The organism is Stenotrophomonas sp. 109824_Sma (assembly GCF_056480025.1).
Genome location: NZ_CM151078.1, coordinates 2639661 through 2659328 on the forward strand (window position 1 = coordinate 2639661; position 19668 = coordinate 2659328).

Consider the following 19668-nt stretch of genomic DNA (forward strand, 5'->3'; position numbering starts at 1 on the left):
GGCACCTACCAAGTGCGGGGCAATGACGGCGGCAATGCGGGGCTGCCCATCATCACCGGCTCATCGAATACGGCGCCTGCGCGCCCTGCCCGGGCCACGCCTTGTTGGGCTCAGCCTGCATGCTGAAGCGCAGTTCGCCGCCGGCCAGGATCTCGTCGTGGCGCAGGAAGGTGCGCTGCAGCGGCTTGCCGTTGAGGCTCACGCTGCCGACGTAGGTGTGCCTGTCATCCAGCCCGTCGGCCACGATGGTGAACGTCTTGCCGTTCGGCAGTCGCATCGCGGTCTTCGGAAGGAACGGACGACCCAGGATGTACTCGCCCGAACCCGGTGCCACCGGGTAGAAGCCCAGCGCGGTGAACACGTACCACGCCGACATCTGGCCGACGTCATCGTTGCCGGCCAGGCCATCGGGGCGGTCGGCATACTGGGTATCCATGATCTGCTTCAGGCGCGCCTGCGTGCGCCACGGCTGGCCGGCGTACGAATACAGGTAGGCCACGTGGTGGCTGGGCTCGTTGCCATGCGCATACCAGCCGATCAGGCCGGTGATGTCTTCCATGTGCTCGAAGATGGACGGATCTACCTTGGCGTTGAACACCTCGTCCAGGCGCGCGAGCAGCTTGTCACTGCCACCGTGCGCTGCCGCCAGGCCGGCCACATCCTGCGGCACGTACCATGAGTACTGCCAGGCGTTGCCCTCGGTGTAGTCGGTGCCGTAACCACTGGCACTGGGATCGAACGGCGTGCGGAAACTGCCATCACGCTTGCGCGCACGCATGAAGCCGGTGTCCTTGTCGAACGCGTTGCGCCAGTTGCCGGCGCGCTTGTCGAAGGTGGCCGCGATATCGGTCTTGCCCATGGCCTGCGCCATGCGTGCGATGGTCCAGTCATCGAAGGCGTATTCCAGCGTCTTGCTGGCCGCTTCGCCTTCCTCGTCGATCGGTACGTAGCCCAGCTCACGGTACTGCGCGATGCCGTCGTAGGGACCGTAGTTGGCGGTCTCGACCATCGCCTTCAGCGCCTTGTTGGCGTCGAAGCCGCGGATGCCCTTCACGTAGGCGTCGGCGATTACCGGCACCGCGTGGTAGCCGATCATGCACCAGTCTTCCAGGCCGTGGAACGACCACACCGGCAGCATGCCGTAGGGGCTGTGCTCATGGTGGGCCAGCATCGAATTGACGAAGTCGCTGTTGCGCTTCTCCGGCTGCACAAGCGTCAGCAGCGGATGCAGCGCACGGTAGGTGTCCCACAGCGAGAACGTCGAATAGTTCGTGAAACCATCGGCTTTGTGCACGGCGTTGTCCGAACCGCGGTACTGGCCATCGGCATCCATGAACAGCGTCGGCCCCAGCATCGTGTGGTACAGCGCGGTATAGGCGCTGCGCCGGGCGTGTTCCGGCGCATCGATATCGAGCACCGACAGCGCCTGCGTCCATTCCTGCTTTGCCTGCGCACGCACGCGGTCGAAATCGAAGTCCGCCACTTCCGCGTCGAGGTTGGCGATGGCACCGGCTTCACTGACCGGCGAGATCGCCACCTTGACCACCAGTGGTGCGTCCAGCTTGCCGAACGCGAACGTACCGACCAGCTGACGGCCCTCGATCTGCGCACGCTGCGCGGGATCCTTCTCACCCGGCGGGGGGAAGCCCTTGTAGACGATGTCCTGCTCGGTGTTGTGCAGCTCGTGCCCGGAAAGCGGCCGCGAGAAACGCATCGCGAAATACAGCTGGCGGCCCGGCGCCCAGCCGCGCGTCTCGCGGAAGCCGGTCACCGTACCGTCGGCGCGCACCCGCACCCGCGACCACAGCACCTTGCCCGGGTAGTCGTACATGCTGGTGCGCATGTCCAGCAGCACCTTGGCGTCGGTGCCCTTGGGGAAGGCATAGCGGTGCACGCCCACGCGCGCACTGGTGGTCAGTTCGGCGCGCACCTTGTAGTCATCCAGGGTGACCGCGTAGTAGCCCGGCTCGGCCTTCTCATCAGCGTGGCGGAAGCGCGATGCATAGCCGCTGCGCGGCTTCTCCGGATCACCGCGCTCCAGGCCGGGGTTGCCGGTGAACGGCATCAGCAGGATGTCGCCCAGGTCCGAATGACCGGTGCCGGAAAAATGCGTATGCGAGAAGCCGACGATGCTGCTGTCGTCGTAACGGTAGCCGGCTGCCCAGCCATAGGCCTTCTCGCGCGGCTGGATGCGTGTGTCCGGGCTGAGCTGGACCATGCCGAACGGTACCGTGGCGCCCGGGTAGGTATGGCCCTCTCCACCGGTGCCGATGAAGGGATCGACCGCGGCATAGGCGCGTTCGGCAGCGGTGTTCGGTGTGGCAGCCAGGGCGGCACCGGAGGCAAGCATGGCGGTAGCGGCGAAGGCGATCAGGAGACGACGGTCCAGCGTGGGCATCGGCATTTGGATCGATTCAGATGGTGACCGGATGCTAGCACCGGGACTCAGGCGCCGCATGTTGCGGCGCAGCTGAATGAATCCAAAGGCGACAGGAGTTGTCTGATTTCCAATGCAACTATTTGCATGGTTCGGCGCCATGGCGCTCACCAGACTGTCGTCAAGCCCAAAAGCGGCGCGAAAAGGCGTCCCGCGACAACCCCGGCTGCGACGTGACCGCCATCGCACTTCGCGCCACCTGGGCCGGAAATGGCATCGCAATCACCTTCTCTTCACACGATAGCGGCGTTTCATTCACGCCGACGAAGTGAATGCGGTCCCTTTCCTGAAGTTCGATGTCCACAGGAGTCCCGTCATGAAGATCGCAGTTCGTCGTTCCCTTCCGCTGGCCATCGCCGCCGGCGTCGCCCTCGCCTCCACCGCCCAGGCCGGAACTCTCGGTCCTGGCCAGTCGGCCATCGTCAATGCTGGCGACCCTATTGAGAGCTGGTCTGCACAGGGCGCCACGCTGACCTTCAGCACCGGCAGCGCCGCCACATCCGTAGGCATCAGCGACGGATCCACGCTCACCATGACGGGGGCAACAGCCACCGCCACCAATCCGTTTGCTGCCGTCCAGATCGCCTCCTCCAGCGCGACGATCACCGGCACCCGGATACAGAACAATCGCGCTGCGGGATTGGCGGTAACCAATGGCAGCTCTGGTGGTGCTGCCGGCAACGCATCGGTTACTGACTCGAGCATCAGCGGCCAGGGAATCGGAAGCTATGTTCAGGGTGGCATGCTGACGCTGAGCAACACAACGATTGATGGAACCGGCATCGGAGCCGGGCTTCTTCCACCCGAAATCTCGTCCGGTCTGGCAGTCTTCTCCAATTCAAACGTCAGCATCACCAATGGCTCCGCAATTGCCGGAGATGAGAACGGCATCTTTGTGAAGGACATCGGGGGAACGCCCACCAGTACGATCACTGACAACGTTCTCACCGTCGACAAGTCGCGCGTCATCGGCCGCAACGGCTCAGGCATTGTGGTCAGCGGCGCAGGGATCATTGCCCCAACCACCGTCAACGTTCTCAACGGCAGCACCGTCAGCGGCGGCAATGGCGTGATTGCAGAAGCCGTTTACGGGGGCACCCTGAATCTGAACGTGGACGCATCGCAACTGCAGGGCACGCTTCGTGCCGATGCAACGTCGCAGTTGCACGCCAATTTCTCCAACGGCGCCGTACTGAACGGCGCGATGACCAACGTCACCAGCGCCACGCTGGATTCCGCCACCTGGAACATGACCGGAAACTCCACGGTCGGCGCCCTCAACCTCGGCAACGGCACCGTCTCCCTCGGCGACGGTTCGGCCTTCCACACCCTCAACGTGGCCGGCAACTTCACTGGCAATGGCGGCACCCTCGCCTTCAACACCGTGCTGGCCGGCGATGATGCAGCCACCGACAAGCTGATCATCGGTGGCGACACCAGCGGTACCGCCAACGTGCGCGTCAACAACGTGGGCGGTGCCGGTGCGCAGACCAACCAGGGCATCCAGCTGATCCAGGTCGGCGGCGCGTCCAATGGCCAGTTCAACCTGGCCGGCCGTGCCGTCGGTGGCCAGTATGAGTACTTCCTGCACAAGGGCACCGGTGCCGACGGCAACTGGTACCTGCGTTCGCAGCTGCCGACCGTGCCGGACCCATGCGTGGTCGATCCCAGCCTGCCGCAATGCCAACCGGTCGATCCCGTGGATCCGGGCGAGCCGGTGCTGCGCCCCGAGCCCGGCGCCTACCTGGCCAACCTGCAGGCCGCGCAGAGCATGTTCCGCCTGGGCTACCACGACCGCAACGCCGGCCAGAACTCCGGCCGTGCCTGGGCCCGCGTGGACGGCTCGCGCAATGGCTTCGATGCGGTCAGCAAGCAGCTGGATATCCGAGGCAAAAGCCAGGCGCTGACCGTCGGTGCCGATCTGTGGCGTCACGAATCGGGCAGCAGTGCGGGTGTGATGTTGTCGACCGGCAACGCCACCAGCACCTCCACCAATGAACTGACGGGCTACTACGCCCGCGGCAAGGTGAAGGGCGAGGCGCTGGGCCTCTATGGCACTTGGCGCGGCGGCAACGGTGCCGACCCGTATGCGGGCTTCTACGTGGACGGCTCGCTGCAGCGTGCGCAGTTCCGTAACCGCGTAGAGGGTATCGGCCTGGCTGCCGAGCGCTACGACAGCCGCGCTTGGCAGGGTGCGGTGGAAACCGGCTACGCATTCCGTGTGGGTGGCGCCAGCAACGGCGGCATCTATCTGGAACCGCAGCTGCAGGTGGGCTACAGCCGCTGGGACAGCAACCGCCAAACCGAGGCCAACGGCACGGTGGTGGGTGCCGAGAATGCCAACGGCCTGTTCGGCCGTGCGGGCCTGCGCCTGTCCGGCGTGACCCGCTGGGGCAACGGGTCCACCGAGGTGCAGCCGTACCTGGCCGCCAACTGGCTGCATACCCGTGCCGAATCGCGGATCCGCATGGATGACGAGATCGCCGATGCACGCGTGCCGCGCAGCCGTGGCGAGTTCAGCGGCGGTGCGTCGGTGAAGTTCGCCAACGGCATCGGCGCCTGGGGCGGGCTGTCGCTGCAGCGCGCCAGCGGCTATCACCAGACCACCGCACAGGTGGGTGTCAGTTACAGCTGGTAATCGGTCGCCTTCAGCCCGTGATCGCTTCGATTGCGGGTTGATATCAAGGCGGGAGGTGTGGCCGTCGGACTGGGGTCCCCGGCCACGGCGTGAAGGGCGCGACAGGGATTGTCGCGCCCAACACATATTTGCCGGGGTCTACAGCAGTGAGTGACATGACCTTTCGATTCTGCCCGTTTGGCAGAAAGCATCAATGAGCGTTCCACGTCGTGATGCGTACAGGATGGCGCCGCAGCGGACATGCCGCTGCCGGGATTGGAACCCCCGGATGAAACTGAAGATCTGCCTGCCATGACTATGGCGGGCGCTGCGTGTGGCCGTCTGGCCATCGGAGTTCTTCTTCAGTCTCTCCGGGTTCCAACCTCGCATCGCCCGCCACCCTTGCGGTGGCCCTCGCTTCCCAAGGAGTTCCCGCATGACCCAACGTCCGCTCAGCCCGGCCATGGAGTCGCTGTTCCAGCGCATCGAACATGCCCTCAACAGTGCCGAAGGCATGGCCATCCTCATCGGCGAACAGTACGGCCCCGAGCCGAAGCCTCCCGCGCCGATGGGATACAACCCGAGGCAGATCGCCAATGCGATGGTCATGCTGAGCCAGCATGGGCGATGCCTGCTGCGGGCGCTGCGCGAGGAGGCGGAGAAAGTGACCTACCACTAGGTACGATGTCGCCAAGCCCCGCTCGGATCTACAGGCCACGCGCGACCGTCCCCAGATCGTTGGCATCCACGAATGCCTGCAGCGCAGGTTGCGCCGCTTGGCAATGTCCACACCAGGGCGCTCCGAACTCCAGCAGTTGCCCGCGCGCCTGTGCTTCCACATCCGCGCGGGCCGGCTCCGCCGACAGGTGATCACGCATGAAAGGCATGCGCGCTACGCCGCCAACGCCTTCTGGATATCCGCCAACGGTGCGTTGGTCAGGTCCTTGGCAATATCACCGAGCAGGCGCGCCTGGACTTCCTTGTGCAGCAGCGGCCGGATGCGCCCCAGCGTGGTCGGGTCGGCCACCAGCACCAGGTGCGCATAGCGGTTGTTCAGTGCATCTTCGTTGAGCTGCTCGGCCACCTGCTTGGCGAACGTCGCTTCGTTGAGCTGGGAGATGGACATGTCCTTGGGCACCGCACCGGCCGGCCCCTGCCCGGATACACCCTGTTCGCTGATGTCCTGCAGGCGCAGTTCGCCTTCCTGCTTCAGGGCCAGCTGATGTTCGCTGCCGACGTTGGTGAACACGCGGGCCGAACCACCGTCGGCGACGATGATCAGCGTACCTTCGGGAATGCGACGGGTCATGCAATGCTCCTTCTCGATTGCGTTCACCCCCACCGTAGACAGCGTTGCGTGAGCGGCGCGACCAGAGTTCGTTCAACGCATGTCATTGCGTTGCGTGCGCGCATGAACAGGCGCGATGGAACACAGCGTGCAGTTCCGTCTGCTTCGCTGCATGCTCACGCCGATGCCGTTATGATGAACGGATGATCGACACGACCCACTACGTGACGGGCGCACCTGTTACGTGGGAAGCACTGCCGACCGGCGCTTCGCTTGCCACGAATGCTCCCGCCCTGCATTTCCATCGCCTCGCGCTGGATCCCGGCGGATGACGCCCGCAGGCCCGCTGCCTGCATTCCCTACGCTGCTGTGACCCTCGGCCGCTGACTGCGCGGCCGCTGTGATCCCGTTGCCGCGTTTCCGCCCTTGCGGCGGTGCTTCGCCGTGCGCGTGGCGTTGCGCCTGCACACCTTCCCCGGCCCCCACGCCGCCTTCCGATGCCCCTGCGCCACCTGCGCCTGCATCGCCGTTTCCGATTTCCGGGACACACCGCACCGCCCATTCCCCTATTCCATACCTACAAGGGAGCCCCATGCAGGACACGCCCGATTCCCATGCCCATTTCGGCTGGTTCAAACGCCGCCGCCACCTGAAGGTCGATGAGATCACCGTCGTCGACAAGCCCATGCTCAAGCGCGCCGTCGGCGCCGCCGCACTCGGCAATGCCATGGAGTGGTTCGACTTCGGTGTCTACGGCTATCTGGCCGTCACCATCGGCCAGGTGTTCTTCCCGTCCAGCAATCCCACCGCACAGGTGATCGCGGCCTTCGCGACCTTCACCGTGGCGTTCCTGGTGCGCCCCCTGGGCGGCCTGGTGTTCGGCCCGCTGGGTGATCGCTACGGCCGCCAGAAAGTGCTGGCGTTCACCATGATCCTGATGGCGCTGGGCACCTTCTCGATCGGCCTGATTCCCGCCTACGAACGCATCGGCATCTGGGCGCCGGTGCTGTTGCTGCTGGCGCGCGTGGTGCAGGGCTTCTCCACCGGTGGCGAGTACGGCGGCGCGGCCACCTTCATCGCCGAGTACTCCACCGACCGCAACCGCGGCCTGATGGGCAGCTGGCTGGAGTTCGGCACGCTGGGCGGCTATATCGCCGGCGCCGGTACCGTCACCGCACTGCACATGCTGTTGAGCAGCGAGCAGATGCTGGACTGGGGCTGGCGCATTCCGTTCCTGGTGGCCGGCCCGCTGGGTCTGCTCGGCCTGTACATGCGCATGAAGCTGGAGGAAACCCCGGCGTTCCGCGCCTTCGCCGAGGAAGCCGAGAAGCGCGAGCACGACCGGCCCGGGCTGGGCGCGCTGTTCCAGGTGCATGGCCGCCAGCTGCTGGTGTGCATGGGCCTGGTGCTGGTGTTCAACGTGACCGACTACATGCTGCTGACCTACATGCCCAGCTACCTCAGCGTCACAATGAACTATGCCGAGAGCAAGGGCCTGCTGCTGATCATCATCGTGATGCTGGTGATGATGCCGTTGAACATCGTGGGTGGATTGTTCAGTGACAGGCTGGGCCGCCGCCCGATGATCATCGGTGCCTGCATCGCGCTGCTGGTGCTGGCGGTGCCGTGCCTGCTGCTGATCGGCAGCGGCAACGACTGGCTGATCTTCCTCGGCCTGATGCTGCTGGGGCTGGCGCTGGTGTGCTTCACCAGCTCGATGCCGTCCACGCTGCCGGCGCTGTTCTACACCCCGGTGCGCTACAGCGCGCTGTCGATCGCCTTCAATGTGTCGGTGTCGCTGTTCGGCGGCACCACGCCGCTGGTGACCGCGTGGCTGGTGGAGCGTACCGGCGACCCGCTGGTGCCGGCGTATTACCTGATGGGCGCAGCGGTGATCGGCCTGGTGACCATGCTGTTCGTGAAGGAGACCGCCGGCCTGCCGCTGCGCGGTTCACCGCCGGCCGTCGGCAGCGACAAGGAAGCGGCCGCGCTGTTGAAGAGCGATGTACCGGTGACGGTGGACCCGACCCTGCCGCCGCTGCCGGACGTTGCGGAGCCCGAGCAGGTGAAGCCGGCCTGAGGCTGGGCACAGAACGCGATCCACGCATGACGTGGATCTGCTGGCCAGGTGGCGCCGGGTAGATACGCCCGGCGCTGCCTGGCGCTACTTCCTGATGCGGGCCAGCGTCCCCGGCGTCCAACGCAGCGTCCAGGTGTAGTTTCCGTCCGGCGGACAGACGTGGCGGAAATCATGGGGAATTTCGCAGACCGTTGCGCCCGCGGTAACGGTGAAAGCAACGATGATCCGGTTGCCATCGATTCGGATCGACTGCACCGCGCCCGGAATCTGGATGCCGGCATCATCGCCATAACCTGATTCCCGGATGGCCGCGAAATCCTCGGCATCCACCCGCGACAGGCTCTTCGGGTTCTCCTGGCCGCGTGGATCGTTCGCCGTCAGCGCCGTCATCACCGCCACCACATTGCTTTGCGCGAAGCTGCCACCGGTGTAGGTCGACGTGTAGAAGTACACAACTTCGGAGCGACCATCACCATCGAGATCGGCAACACCCGTCCACACCGGGCGGAAGTCCGATTCGATATCGTCACCGGGAATACGCCGCAGACTGGCTTCGGCGGCCCGGTAGGCCTGTACAAGGCTGGGTGGCGCCACCACCCGCTTGGACGCGGCCGGCGCAGCCACCGCCGTCAAACTGGACAGCGCCAGCGCAGCAAGCGGCAGGCAGATCGAAGTGAAGCGGAACATCGCAGGTCCGTGCATGTCGTCCTCCTTGAGCGTGCGGCCAGTCTAACCGCAGCTCCGGTGGCGCCCAGTCGTGCACGGCGCAGTGTCGCGCGATGTGCGGAAGGCATCCACGCATGGCGTGGATCTACTGGGGTGTGTTCAATTCCATCGCGCGCATCACGATGGGCTTGGCCCAGCCCGGCGTGTGCAGCAGGTCGGCTACCGCAATCGGGTACTGCAGTTCGCCTGCAGCCATGGCCAATACCGGCAGCGGCACCACGCCGCCCTGCGCGTCGGCCGGCGCGCTGTTGTCGTAGACATGCAGCTCGGCCAGGTGCGGCAGCAGCTCCAGCAGGTTCGCGCGCGCGGAATCGAAACGCGCGTGGATCTTCTCCACCGGGATATCGTGGCCACCGGCCGCCACGCGTGCGGCAACACGGGCGACGTGCAGCTCGACATCGGCCAGCCCACAGAACCAGATCGCCACCTGATGCCGTTCGCAGGCCTCACGCAGCAGGCGCGGGATGGTGTTGCCACCGAGTGTGGTCTCGAAGGCGAAGTCGGTGCCATCGGCCATGGCCTGGCGCAGGCGACGGGTGCCTTCCTGCCACGCCTCGGCGTTGGCCTCCGGCAGCGGCCAGCCGGCGTCGACCAGGCGGCGGGTGAACGAGTCCGGGTTGAACCAGCTCAGCCCTTCGGCGTCCAGCCAGGTGCCCAGCAGCGAACTCTTGCCGGCGCCATTGACACCGGCCAACGCCAGGATGCGTCCCATCGATCAGAGCGGACGGCCGAGGGTGACCTTGCGGCCGCGCCGGATCGGCTGGCCCAGCACCTTGCCCAGCCCTTCCCCACGCTGCAGCCCGGCCAGGGTCTGGTCGAACTCGCTGCGCAGGCGCTGCAGTTCCTCGTTGCGCTCACCGGCATCACTGCCGGCGGCCTTGGCCAGCAGTTCCTGGTAGGTGCGGATGTCCACGATCACCGCTTCCGGGTGATTGTGGTTGGTGATGACCAGTGCCTGCTTCTCGCGCACGGTGCGCATCAGGCTCGGCCAGCCCCGGGTCTTCACCGACGAGGCCGGGGCCTTTTCGAGGCCAGGCAGATCCAGCGGCAGGGTCATGGCACGGCTCCAGGCAGGGTGGATGAGCACCACTATACCCAAATTGGCCAAATTGGGGATAAATCCCCTTTCACCCCAGGGGGCCGGTGTCCGGGGCGTCGGTCTGCAGCAGGCTGTCGCGCTCGCGCAGCGGGAAGCGGATCCAGGCGTCCAGCCCCTGCGGGGCAAAGCGCAGCTCGCCACTGCCGGCCAGCTCATAGGGCACCCGCTGCTCGATCAGGACCCGGCCCAGGCCACGCTGGCGCGGCATCTCCCAGCCCTCCACCTCGGCATGGCGCTCGCACCAGTGCAGGCCCAGCCACGGCTGCCCGTCCTGCACCTGCAGGTGCCAGCAGACGTCGATCCGACCATCCTCGTGGGTGAGCGCGCCATGCCGGAGCGCGTTGGTGGCCAGCTCATGGATGGCCAACGACAGCACTTCGGCCGCCTTCGGTGGCAACAGCACATCCTCACCCTGCAGGTGATAGGCGGTCGCCGCCGGCGTCTGTGCCGCAATCTCCTCGTCGAGCATGCCGCGCAGGCAGACTCCTACATTGGCGCCGCGGGTCAGCAGGCTCTGCGTGCGCGCCAGTGACATCAACCGCGCACACAGGCGCTCGGCATACTCGTCCACGCTGCCGACCGATACGCGGGTGCGCCAGGCAATGGCATGGATGGTGGACATGATGTTGCGGACCCGATGCTGCAGCTCGGCCAGCAGCACCGACTGGCGCTCGGTGGCGCGCTTGAGGTCGTCGATGTCCACGGCGATCGCGAACACGCCACTCACCTCGCCCTCGGCATCGCGCAGCGGTGCGGCCGCGACCCGTGTCCATCGTGCTCGACCGTCATCATGGGTGAACTGGAACTCGAGGCCGGGAACCACCGTCTCGCCCCGCAACGCCCGGGCGATGGCGAAGTCCTCAGGGCCGATGGTCGAACCGTCCGCATGCCAGCCGCGCCAGCGATGCTGGTTCTCTGCATCGGTCGAGGGGACCTTGCCACTGGGCAGGTAGGCGCGCATCTGGTCGTTGGACAGTTGCAGCTTGCCGTCTGCGTCGACAATGCAGACACCCACCGGCAGCACCTTGAAGGCCAGCGCCAACCGGCGGTCGCTCTCACGGCGCTTCTGCTCTTCGCGCTCGCGAGCCGCCTGTGCGACATGCGCGGATGTCGTTTCGAACATGGTCACCAGCACGCCGTTGATGCATCCTTCCTCTCCACGGATGGGGCTGTAGGTGATGGTGAACCAGACATCCTCCAACCGCCCCCGCCGCGCCAGCGGATAGAGCTTGTCCTCATAGGTGATGGTCTCGCCCTGCCACACACGCCGGTAGATCGGGCCGTTGATGTGCCAGACCTCGGGCCAGCACTCGCGGGTCGGCTGGCCCAGCCCGCCAGGATGCTTGTCGGCCAGGATCTCGGCATAACCATCGTTGTAGAGCTGCACCAGCTGCTCGCCCCACAGCACGATCATCGGGAAGCCATGCGCCAGCATGAGGTCAACGGTGGCGCGCAGATGTGGCTGCCATCGTTCGATCGCACCCAATGACGTGGATGACCAGTCGTGGCGGGCAATACGGGCGGCCATGCCGTCATGCCGCGTGTGCGCCTGCCGCGAGAGCGGCCTGCCCGGGCGCTCGGCAGCATGGAGCCCTTCGATGCGGCGCGACATGCCGCGCAATCAGGCGATGCCCGCAGGGGCCTGCGGCGTCGCCACCAGCCCCGCCAGCTGCTGGACCAGGGCCTCGATGTGATAGGGCTTGGTGCAGCGGGGGGCGCTGGCGAAGCGGCTGGGCAGATTGTCGTCGTAGCCGGAGGTCAGCATGAACGGGGTGCCCGCCTCGGCCAGGCGATCGGCCAGCGGGTACACCTGTTCGCCACCCAGGTTGATGTCCAGCAGGGCCACATCAATGGGGTTGTCATCCAGCAGCCGCCCCAGCGCCTGCAGGTCTCCGGCCGGCCCCACCACCTGCGCGCCCTTCAGCTCCAGGTAGTCCACCAGGAACATCGCGATGGCGAATTCGTCCTCCGCCACCAGCACCCTCAGCCCTTTCAGGCCCTCTGGTTTATTGCCCGCTTCCAGCACGACCGGCGCTCCTCGATACACGCGGCCCACCTCTGCCGCAACGCCTGCAGGATGCGCGAAGCGGGCTACAAGGGCGCGTGATGATCGATGAAGATCGCCGCCACGGCGCATTCACTCCGGCATTGCAGCGGCGCGTTCAGAACGCACGTTCCCATTTCAGGCTGAGCAGGCTGCGGTCGTGGCTGTACAGCCAGCCGACGTTGCTGTCGACGCGGGCGTAGCGCAGGCTCAGGCTGGGCACCAGCCCGGCCACGGCCAGGCGTTCGCTGCGTACGATGGCGATCAGGTTCTGTTCGTCGTCCTGCCTGCGCGCCTCGAGCAGCGGACTCCAGGCGTCGTAGTCGCGATGGCGCAGCGACACGAATACGGTGGCCGTAGTGCCACTCCACTGCCGTGCCGCGCCCACCCGCAGGCCGCGCTGGCGGTAGCCGTTGGCCGGGTCGGCTGCGCTGCTGTCGGTGACATCCAGCCCGGCGAAGACCGTCCAGCGCGGATTGAGCGCGCGGAACCAGGTGGCATACAGCGATGCCAGCTCGCCGTCGTAGTTGCTGGCCAGGCCCTGCTGTCGATACCGCTGGCGCTTCCAGTCGGCCTCCAGCTTGAGCAGGCTGCGTGCATCCAGGGCGTACTGCCATTCCCCGTGCACGCCACTACCGCCCTGTAGCGCATGGTTTCCCAGGCCCTGGTAGTCATAGCTGGGGGCCAGCATCACGGTCTGCCGTGCGCTGCGCCAGCTGTAACCCGCCTGCACGTTGGCATTGAGCTCGTTGTAGGCACTGTGCCCGCGCCATGCCTGACCGAAGGCGAGACCGCGAACGTACAGACCATGATGCCCGCCGAGCACCCAGCGCCGTTCCAGGCTGGCGTCGTAGTCGAGGCCCGCCGCGCGCTGGGCGTCGGGCAGTTTCCGTTCGATGATGCAGGCGTCGCCCACGCCGAACAGGCAGGTGCGGCTGGCCGAGCTGCGGTTGATGTTGTCACTCCATGCCGGGCCGGCCGACAGCGCGCCTTTCCAGCGCTGGCGCGCCTGCAGGGCAGCCAGGTAGCCGTCCACGCGTGCGCGGACGCCGGCCGTGGCCGGATCATCGGCATTGATGCCCGCAGCGATGGCGGTGAACAACGCGACCGCATCGCGATCGCGCTGGTCCTCGGCATAGACACGCGCCAGCTCAAGGCGAGCCGGCAGGAAATCCGGCTGCGCCGCCAGCAGCGCTTCGTACTCCGTCGCCGCGCGACGATGGTCGCCGGCCACCCGTGCCAGCGCCCCCTGTGCATAGTGGCGCAGCAGGGGGTCATGCCCCGGCAGTTCGATGTACTCCGCGAGGAACGCAGCGGCGGCCTGCCATTGCTGATGCTGCAGTGACAGGTACAGCGCCTGGCCAAGATCGTCGACGGTGCGCTCCACGCGCAGGGTCTGGCCGTCGATGGTGATGGTCGGCCGCTCCGATTCGGCCTGCTGCAGGCGCTGCTGGTCCTGCTGCTGGTGGCGCAGTTCCGTGCCCTGTTCAAGTACGCGTCGAAGATCGTCCTGCTGGGCGCGCACATCAGCGGCAGCCAACAGCAGTACGACAAGGAAGATGGAATGGCGCATGGTCGATCCGTGGTGGTGCGTGCAGCGGGCCGAAGCAGGGACTGGCGGATCGCGGCTTGTCCCTGCCCTGCCCCGTCAGGGGCGTGGCGATCAGTTCTTGCTGCCGCCGAAGGCGGTGTCGTACTGGCTGTTGCCGGCGAACGTGGCGATACCGGCCAGGGTGGCGGCGTTGGCGCCGAAGAACTGGCCCTGGGTGGCACCGGCAACGTTGCCGTTGGCGGTGGCGGTACCGGCGAACGAGGCGTTGGCGCTGTTGATGTTGGCGTTGACGTTGATCGCCAGGCCGCCACCGGTCAGGCCGCCGAGCAGCTTGCCGCTGCCGAAGTCCGCACGGAAGGTGCCGGACAGCAGGTTGCTGCCGTTGAACTTGTTCAGGCCCGCGACGCTGTAGGTGGCTACGCCAGCCGGCAGCGTGGTACCGGCACGGTCACCGACGAAGTAGACCTGGCGGTTGTTGAAGCCACCGGCGGCGCCATCCTTGGACCACTCGCCGAACCACACGTCACCACTGCCAACCTTGACGAAGTTGAAGTGGCCCATGCCGGCATGGCTGCCCGGTGCGCCGGTGATCGGCATGGCCAGCGTGCGCACGGCGGTGCCATTGACGGTGGTGGTGCCCGAATACAGGCTCAGGCCCTGGAAATCGACCGGCTTGGCGTTGGAGACGGTGCCGACGCCGATACCGGCCTTGCCTGCCTGGTGCGGGCCACCGTTGACCTGCGATTCGCCGACGGCGACGTACAGCTCGGCGTCGGTCACCGGGCTGGCAGCACCGACGATGTCAGCGGCATGCGCGGCGCCGGCCAGGGCAAAGGTGGCAGCAACGGCGAGAACCGAACGGGAGATCATCTTCATGGTATTGCTCCTTGGGTTGTGGGAACTACGGGTACAACGCTTGAAAGCGGGAGGTCAGAAGCGCGCGGTGATGCCGAGCTTGAGGGTGCGGCCCGGCGCCGGCAGCGTGGAGCGCGTGGCCGGGTCGACGTAGTAGCGGTTGCCGAGGTTGCTGCCCACCAGCTCGACGCTGGCGTGCTCGTTGAAGCGCCAGCGCGCGTATGCATCGACGGTGGTGATGTTGCCCCAGGTGAACGGCACGTTCTGCCACAGCAGGCTGCTGCCACCGACCAGCAACCGGTCGCGGTAGGCCTGTAGATCGGGGTTTTCGTGGCGCTGGTAGTGCACGATGCGGCTGCCCAGTTCCAACCGTTCATCGAACAGGCGCGTACCGAGCGACAGGTTCACCGACAACTTCGGAATCGCCTGGGTCAGCAGGTAGCCACTGACGAAACCGTCCTGCACGCAGTTCGGCACCAGGCCACGGTTGGCATCCAGCAGCACGGCCGTGCTTTCGTCGCACACCTCGTTTTCCAGCGTGCGCGAAATACCCAGGTCGGTGAAGAAGCGCCGGTTGTCGAAGCGTGCCTGCAGCTCGATGCCGCGGATGGTCTGCTTGTCGATGTTGTCGAACAGGAAGTAGGCGTCGCGCTCGATTACGTTGCGGGTCTTGTGCACGTAATAGGCCAGCTTGACGTCGGCATCGGCGGTGTTGCCGAACAGGCCCGACAGGTTGTGTATGTAGCCCAGCTCGTAGTTGTAGGCATGCTCAGGCTTGAGCGTGTACAGCGGATTGAGGCTGCTGGAGAAAGCGATGGTGCTTTCGAACATGCTGGGGAAGCGCACTGCTTCGCTGTAGCGCAGGTAGACGCGCGCGGCCTTGGACAGGTTCACCGTGGCCGAGAAAGTGGGCAACCACGCGTGATCGCGGCGGCGGTCATTGCGCCCGTCCACCGGCCGCGACTGCATGGTGTTGCCGATAGTGCAGACCAGGTCGCTGCCGGGGTAGATCGGCAGCACGCCGGGTATGCCCGCCACCTCGCCGTTGAGACAGGGGTTGGTCGCACGGGCATAGTTGCCGTTGGCATCGGGCAACCACGGAAGCCGATGTTCCACCGCCTGCGGCGTCTCGTAGTACGCCAGCAGACCATGCAGTGCATCGTCAATCACCGAACCCATGCCGATGCTCTCCCAGAACTCGCGTTCGGCCTCCAGTGCATCGATCTCCGCCTGCAGGCTGGCCGGCCGCTCGGGCAGCTCATTGGTCCGGTAGGTGGCCTCCTTGCTGCCCACGCCCTTGGTCAGCAGCTCCGGGTGGGCCTGCAGGAAGTCGTCGAACGCCCAGTAACGACTGTAGCGCACGCCGGCGTTGAGGGTCACGAAATCGACCGGACGCCATTCGAGGTTGAGATAGCCTTCGCCCTCCTGGCGCCGGCCAGCACGCGGAAACATGCGCCAGCCATCGGTGGTGCCGAAGTACGGGTCGCGAGAACCCAGCTTCTCGTACTGCCAGTTGCCGCCCACGGTCAGGTCCAGCGTGGAATGCAGCGCGAAGCGGTTGCTCAGGGTCAGCCCGGTACGGTCATTACGCGCATTGGCCAGTGCGGTGTTGCGCAGGATCGGGCTGACCCCGGGATTCCACGCCGGATTACCCGGTGCGAAATTGGGAAACCCACCGGCGGTGTAGGTATCGCTGTCCGTCTCGGTGCGCCACAGGTTGGCGTACAGATCAAGCCAACGGCTGCCGGCCGGCTGGAAGCGGTACTCCAGGTTCCACGCATCGGACGCAACCCGACTGAGAGGCCACTGGATGCGCCCATAGTCCGGCGCAGACAGGATGCGCGACGGCATGATCTCGCCATAGTGCGACAGCGTGCGCCGCCAGGTGGCCTTCAACTGCTGGTCGTCGTTGATCTGCCAGCTGCCCTTGACCAGCCACGATTCCTGTTCGCTGGACGTATTGGGCACTTCATCGCCCGGCTTGAAGTAGCGCGCCAGCGTGGTGATGTAGTCGATGCCCTGGTACTCGAACTGCTCGCGCCGGTCCTGGTCGTAGTAGCCGCTGCCCTTGCTGCCGGAGAAGTAGTTGCCGCGCTTGCGCCAGGCATAGGCGGCCATCAGGTCGACGTTGTCGCCACGCACGCCCAGCGCCAGGCGCCAGGCCTGGTCTTCGCCATCGAAGGGGTTGTTGCCACTGCGTGACTTCACCGGCACCACCAGGGTGCGGTCGTCGTAGGGCGAGTTCGGCGAGCCCTGCGGGAACCCCGGCACCGTGCGGTAATCTTCGCCGGTGTGCAGGCGAGGCAGGCGCGGCGCCACCGCATTGCTGCTGCCTTCAATCTTCAGCTCCCCGCCGAAGCGCTCACCCGCTTCCACGATGTCATCGACGTCGATGGTCTTGATCACCAGCGCGCCACCGATCCCGCTGTGCACATCGCGCACCAGCCCTGGCCCCTTGATGACCTGGATGCCACCAATCAGGTTGGGATCGATGTAGTTGCGGTTGCTGACGCCGTTGTAGCCGCGCCAGACCGTGAGCGCCTGCTCGCCACCGTCGATGCTGACCGGCACCCGCCCCGGCCCCTGGATGCCGCGGATGTTGATGTCCAGCGCGCCGCTGTTGCGCGCATCGCCACTGAACACGCCGACCAGATCCTTGACCACGTCGGCCGGGTTGGAGCCGCGGTAGCGCTCCACCCGGTCGCGCCCCGAATACGCCGTGGTCAGGTCCAGCGCGAACACATCATCGTAGCCGCGCCGATCGCGGGCCTCGCCCCCTTCCGACTGCAGGCGACCGGCCACGTCCAGTGTTTCGGTCACCCGCACCCCTTCCCCTTCACCCGACTCCGCTGCGGCACGCAGGCTCCAGGTGCCGTCCATGCCGCGCTGCGCACGCACGCCGCTGCCGCGCAGCAGCTGCTGCAGGGCCTGCATCTGGCTGTACTCGCCACTCACCGCGCTGGAGCGACGGCCTTCCACCAGATCACTGCGGAACACCACCTGCACATCGGCCTGGCGGCCAAAGGCACGCACAGCATCAGCGAGGGGCTGTTCCGGAATGGTGTACTGGCGCAGTGGCGCGACGATCGCCGTCTGCGCCTGCACGGCCGGCACACAGGCCAGCGGCAGCAATGCGGTGGAGATGGCCAGGGCCAGGACAGTGGCGCGGCGATGACAGGCGGATGCCGTGGACGGCATGGACAGGAACTCCTCAAGCGGGGCGGGACCATCGGCACATCCGGTGCCGGTGGTGTGTCTGGCTTGAGGAAAAACGGTGTTTCGCTCTGGCTATACCTCTATAGACAACGGGGCACGGCGAGTGCCCACGGTTTTTTCATGTTTTTTTCATGCGGCGCTTTCTGCCATCAACCGGCTGCACCTCACCACAGCACCATCGCGCCGCCAGGCAGGCGCTGCACGCGCAGTCCCGCCTGCGCGGCCACCGCATCGATGGCGGTCTCCGGTTGCTGCAGATGGAACAGGCCACTGACCCGTACGCGTGCACCCTGCCCGCCCAGTACCCAGACCGGCGCACGACGGTAGCGCGCCAGATCGGCGATGGCCTGCGCGGCCGGCTGATCATCGATCACCACCTCGCCACGCCGCCATGGCGCCATGCTCTCCGGATCTTCCAGTTGCACCGGCTGCAGCCAGCGCCCGTCACGGAACACGCGTGCCTGTCCGGCATGCAGGCGCTGCACGCTGCCATCGCCCGGGCGCACATCCACTACACCCTCACTGACCTGGGTGGTGACCGTGGTATCCAGCATCGACACGCTGAAGGCGGTGCCGATGTCACAGACCACGCCGCCCGCCGCCTCGACCTGGAACGGGCGAGCCTCATGCGCTACCTGGAACCAGGCCTGGCCGCGCAGCAGGCGCAGGTGGCGCTGCCGGCCATCGAACTCGATCGCCAGTGCGGTGCCGGCATCGAGTATGGCGGTGCTGCCGTCGTCCAGCTGCACCAGGCGCGGCGCATCGCTGCTGCGCAGGTCACTACGAGCAAGCAGCAGCGCGTGCGGCGCAGCGGCAACCATCAGCACCACCGCGGCAGCACTGGCCAGCAGCCACGGCAGGCGGCGGCGCGGCGTGATCGGACGCAGCCCTTGGCGATCAGCCGTCAACCCGGGCAGCGCCGCCAGCACGTCGGGCCCGGCGGCATCCAGCCCCTGCCAGAACGCCTGCTGCTGGCGCCAGGCCAGCGCGTGGCGCGGATCGGCCTGCAGCCAGCGCTGCAGGGTTCGTTGCTGGCGTTCCGGCAGCGGGCCTGCACTGCACCGGATCACCCAGCGCAACGCCTGCCTGGCCTGACGCGGCGAGGGTTCGGACGTGGTCATGGTTGTGGCCTGCCGCACCGCGAACGGGTGCGCTTTCCTGTTGTGACAACGGCGGGCGCGATCTGCCCACGGCAAACGCCGGTCATCGGCGCGTTCCCTGTTGATGCTGCTGGATCAACAGCGCCGCGCGCAGCACATGCTTGCCGACCAGGCTCTTGGAGATTCCCAGGCGCGCGGCAATCTCGCGTTCGCTCAGGCCCAGGTAGCGGTTGAGCACGAAGCACTCGCGCACCTGCGCCGGCAGCGCGAGGATGGTCTGGGTGATCTCGCGCAGTTGCGCCTGGTCCAGCGCCTGAGCCTCGCCGTCGTGGCCCGCCCCGGCCATGTCGGTGGCGTACTCGGCCATCGCGCGCCGCTCGCGGGCGTCGGCCTGGCTGCGGTTGAGCGCATGGTGATAGGCCATCCGGTACAGATAGCCGCGCGGCTCCAGGATCGGTGGATCACCGGGCACGCTGCTGGCCTTCAGGTACAGGTTCTGCAGGGTGTCCTCGGTACTGGCCGGGTCGAGGTAGCGCGCGATGAAGCGAGACAACGCACGGCGCTCGCGGATCAGCAGCTCGACCAGCGCCAGGGCATTGGGAGACATAGGTGCCAAGGCCGGACCGGGGAATGATGGGCGTGATGGCGACGGTC

The 19668-nt window shown here is 66.4% G+C and carries 17 protein-coding genes and 1 pseudogene; 4 read left to right on the top strand and 14 right to left on the bottom strand.

What is annotated here, in order from left to right; genetic code table 11:
- Positions 1-52: 52 nt before the first annotated feature.
- The gene (locus ACZK1G_RS12590; RefSeq protein WP_049447314.1) at positions 53-2404 is read right to left on the bottom strand and encodes a GH92 family glycosyl hydrolase; all 2352 of its coding nucleotides are present in this window, start codon (positions 2402-2404) and stop codon (positions 53-55) included.
- A 154-nt stretch (positions 2405-2558) separates the two neighbouring features.
- Positions 2559-2741 (bottom strand): hypothetical protein, encoded by a 183-nt coding sequence (locus ACZK1G_RS12595; protein ID WP_101765567.1) that lies wholly within the window; start codon positions 2739-2741, stop codon positions 2559-2561.
- A gap of 12 nt (positions 2742-2753) precedes the next feature.
- Here ACZK1G_RS12595 and ACZK1G_RS12600 point away from each other — a divergent pair, with 12 nt between their 5' ends.
- Together ACZK1G_RS12600 and ACZK1G_RS12605 are read left to right on the top strand one after the other, a co-directional pair.
- Positions 2754-5075: an autotransporter family protein gene (locus ACZK1G_RS12600; RefSeq protein WP_101765568.1), complete on the top strand. Its 2322-nt coding sequence runs from the start codon at positions 2754-2756 to the stop codon at positions 5073-5075.
- A gap of 415 nt (positions 5076-5490) precedes the next feature.
- On the top strand, positions 5491-5733 hold the full coding sequence (locus tag ACZK1G_RS12605) for a hypothetical protein (RefSeq protein ID WP_049447317.1): 243 nt from the start codon (positions 5491-5493) through the stop codon (positions 5731-5733).
- A 52-nt stretch (positions 5734-5785) separates the two neighbouring features.
- Here ACZK1G_RS12605 and ACZK1G_RS12610 read toward each other — a convergent pair.
- Together ACZK1G_RS12610 and ACZK1G_RS12615 are read right to left on the bottom strand one after the other, a co-directional pair.
- Positions 5786-5941, bottom strand: a pseudogene (locus tag ACZK1G_RS12610) (thioredoxin domain-containing protein); the annotation flags it as partial.
- Between the two features lie 5 nt (positions 5942-5946).
- Positions 5947-6363 carry a host attachment family protein gene (locus ACZK1G_RS12615; RefSeq protein ID WP_014037377.1) on the bottom strand — a complete coding sequence of 139 codons (417 nt, stop codon included), beginning with the start codon at positions 6361-6363 and terminating at the stop codon, positions 5947-5949.
- A gap of 182 nt (positions 6364-6545) precedes the next feature.
- Here ACZK1G_RS12615 and ACZK1G_RS12620 point away from each other — a divergent pair, with 182 nt between their 5' ends.
- Both ACZK1G_RS12620 and proP read left to right on the top strand, forming a co-directional pair.
- Positions 6546-6674 (top strand): hypothetical protein, encoded by a 129-nt coding sequence (locus tag ACZK1G_RS12620; RefSeq protein WP_256202341.1) that lies wholly within the window; start codon positions 6546-6548, stop codon positions 6672-6674.
- A 260-nt stretch (positions 6675-6934) separates the two neighbouring features.
- Positions 6935-8422 (top strand): glycine betaine/L-proline transporter ProP, encoded by a 1488-nt coding sequence (proP, locus tag ACZK1G_RS12625; RefSeq protein ID WP_049447321.1) that lies wholly within the window; start codon positions 6935-6937, stop codon positions 8420-8422.
- 84 nt (positions 8423-8506) lie between these two features.
- Here proP and ACZK1G_RS12630 read toward each other — a convergent pair whose 3' ends face one another.
- The 10 genes from ACZK1G_RS12630 to ACZK1G_RS12675 form a co-directional block, all read right to left on the bottom strand.
- Complete coding sequence (locus tag ACZK1G_RS12630) at positions 8507-9124, bottom strand: hypothetical protein (RefSeq protein WP_049447324.1); 618 nt, start codon at positions 9122-9124, stop codon at positions 8507-8509.
- A 109-nt stretch (positions 9125-9233) separates the two neighbouring features.
- A complete protein-coding gene (locus tag ACZK1G_RS12635) occupies positions 9234-9860 on the bottom strand; it encodes an ATPase (protein WP_049447326.1) in 627 nt (208 codons plus the stop codon).
- 3 nt (positions 9861-9863) lie between these two features.
- The gene (locus tag ACZK1G_RS12640) at positions 9864-10205 is read right to left on the bottom strand and encodes a type II toxin-antitoxin system prevent-host-death family antitoxin (protein ID WP_049447329.1); all 342 of its coding nucleotides are present in this window, start codon (positions 10203-10205) and stop codon (positions 9864-9866) included.
- Between the two features lie 70 nt (positions 10206-10275).
- Positions 10276-11859, bottom strand: coding sequence for a sensor histidine kinase (locus ACZK1G_RS12645; RefSeq protein ID WP_049447344.1), 1584 nt, complete (start codon positions 11857-11859; stop codon positions 10276-10278).
- Between the two features lie 9 nt (positions 11860-11868).
- The gene (locus ACZK1G_RS12650) at positions 11869-12273 is read right to left on the bottom strand and encodes a response regulator (RefSeq protein ID WP_049447331.1); all 405 of its coding nucleotides are present in this window, start codon (positions 12271-12273) and stop codon (positions 11869-11871) included.
- A 136-nt stretch (positions 12274-12409) separates the two neighbouring features.
- Complete coding sequence (locus ACZK1G_RS12655) at positions 12410-13864, bottom strand: porin family protein (protein WP_049447333.1); 1455 nt, start codon at positions 13862-13864, stop codon at positions 12410-12412.
- Positions 13865-13954: 90 nt separating this feature from the next.
- Positions 13955-14719 (bottom strand): Slam-dependent surface lipoprotein, encoded by a 765-nt coding sequence (locus tag ACZK1G_RS12660; protein ID WP_014037385.1) that lies wholly within the window; start codon positions 14717-14719, stop codon positions 13955-13957.
- A gap of 54 nt (positions 14720-14773) precedes the next feature.
- Positions 14774-17896 (bottom strand): TonB-dependent receptor, encoded by a 3123-nt coding sequence (locus ACZK1G_RS12665; protein WP_197621910.1) that lies wholly within the window; start codon positions 17894-17896, stop codon positions 14774-14776.
- Positions 17897-18078: 182 nt separating this feature from the next.
- A complete protein-coding gene (locus ACZK1G_RS12670; protein ID WP_101765570.1) occupies positions 18079-19035 on the bottom strand; it encodes a FecR family protein in 957 nt (318 codons plus the stop codon).
- A gap of 82 nt (positions 19036-19117) precedes the next feature.
- Positions 19118-19621 (bottom strand): RNA polymerase sigma factor, encoded by a 504-nt coding sequence (locus ACZK1G_RS12675; RefSeq protein WP_119006356.1) that lies wholly within the window; start codon positions 19619-19621, stop codon positions 19118-19120.
- Positions 19622-19668: the final 47 nt, after the last annotated feature.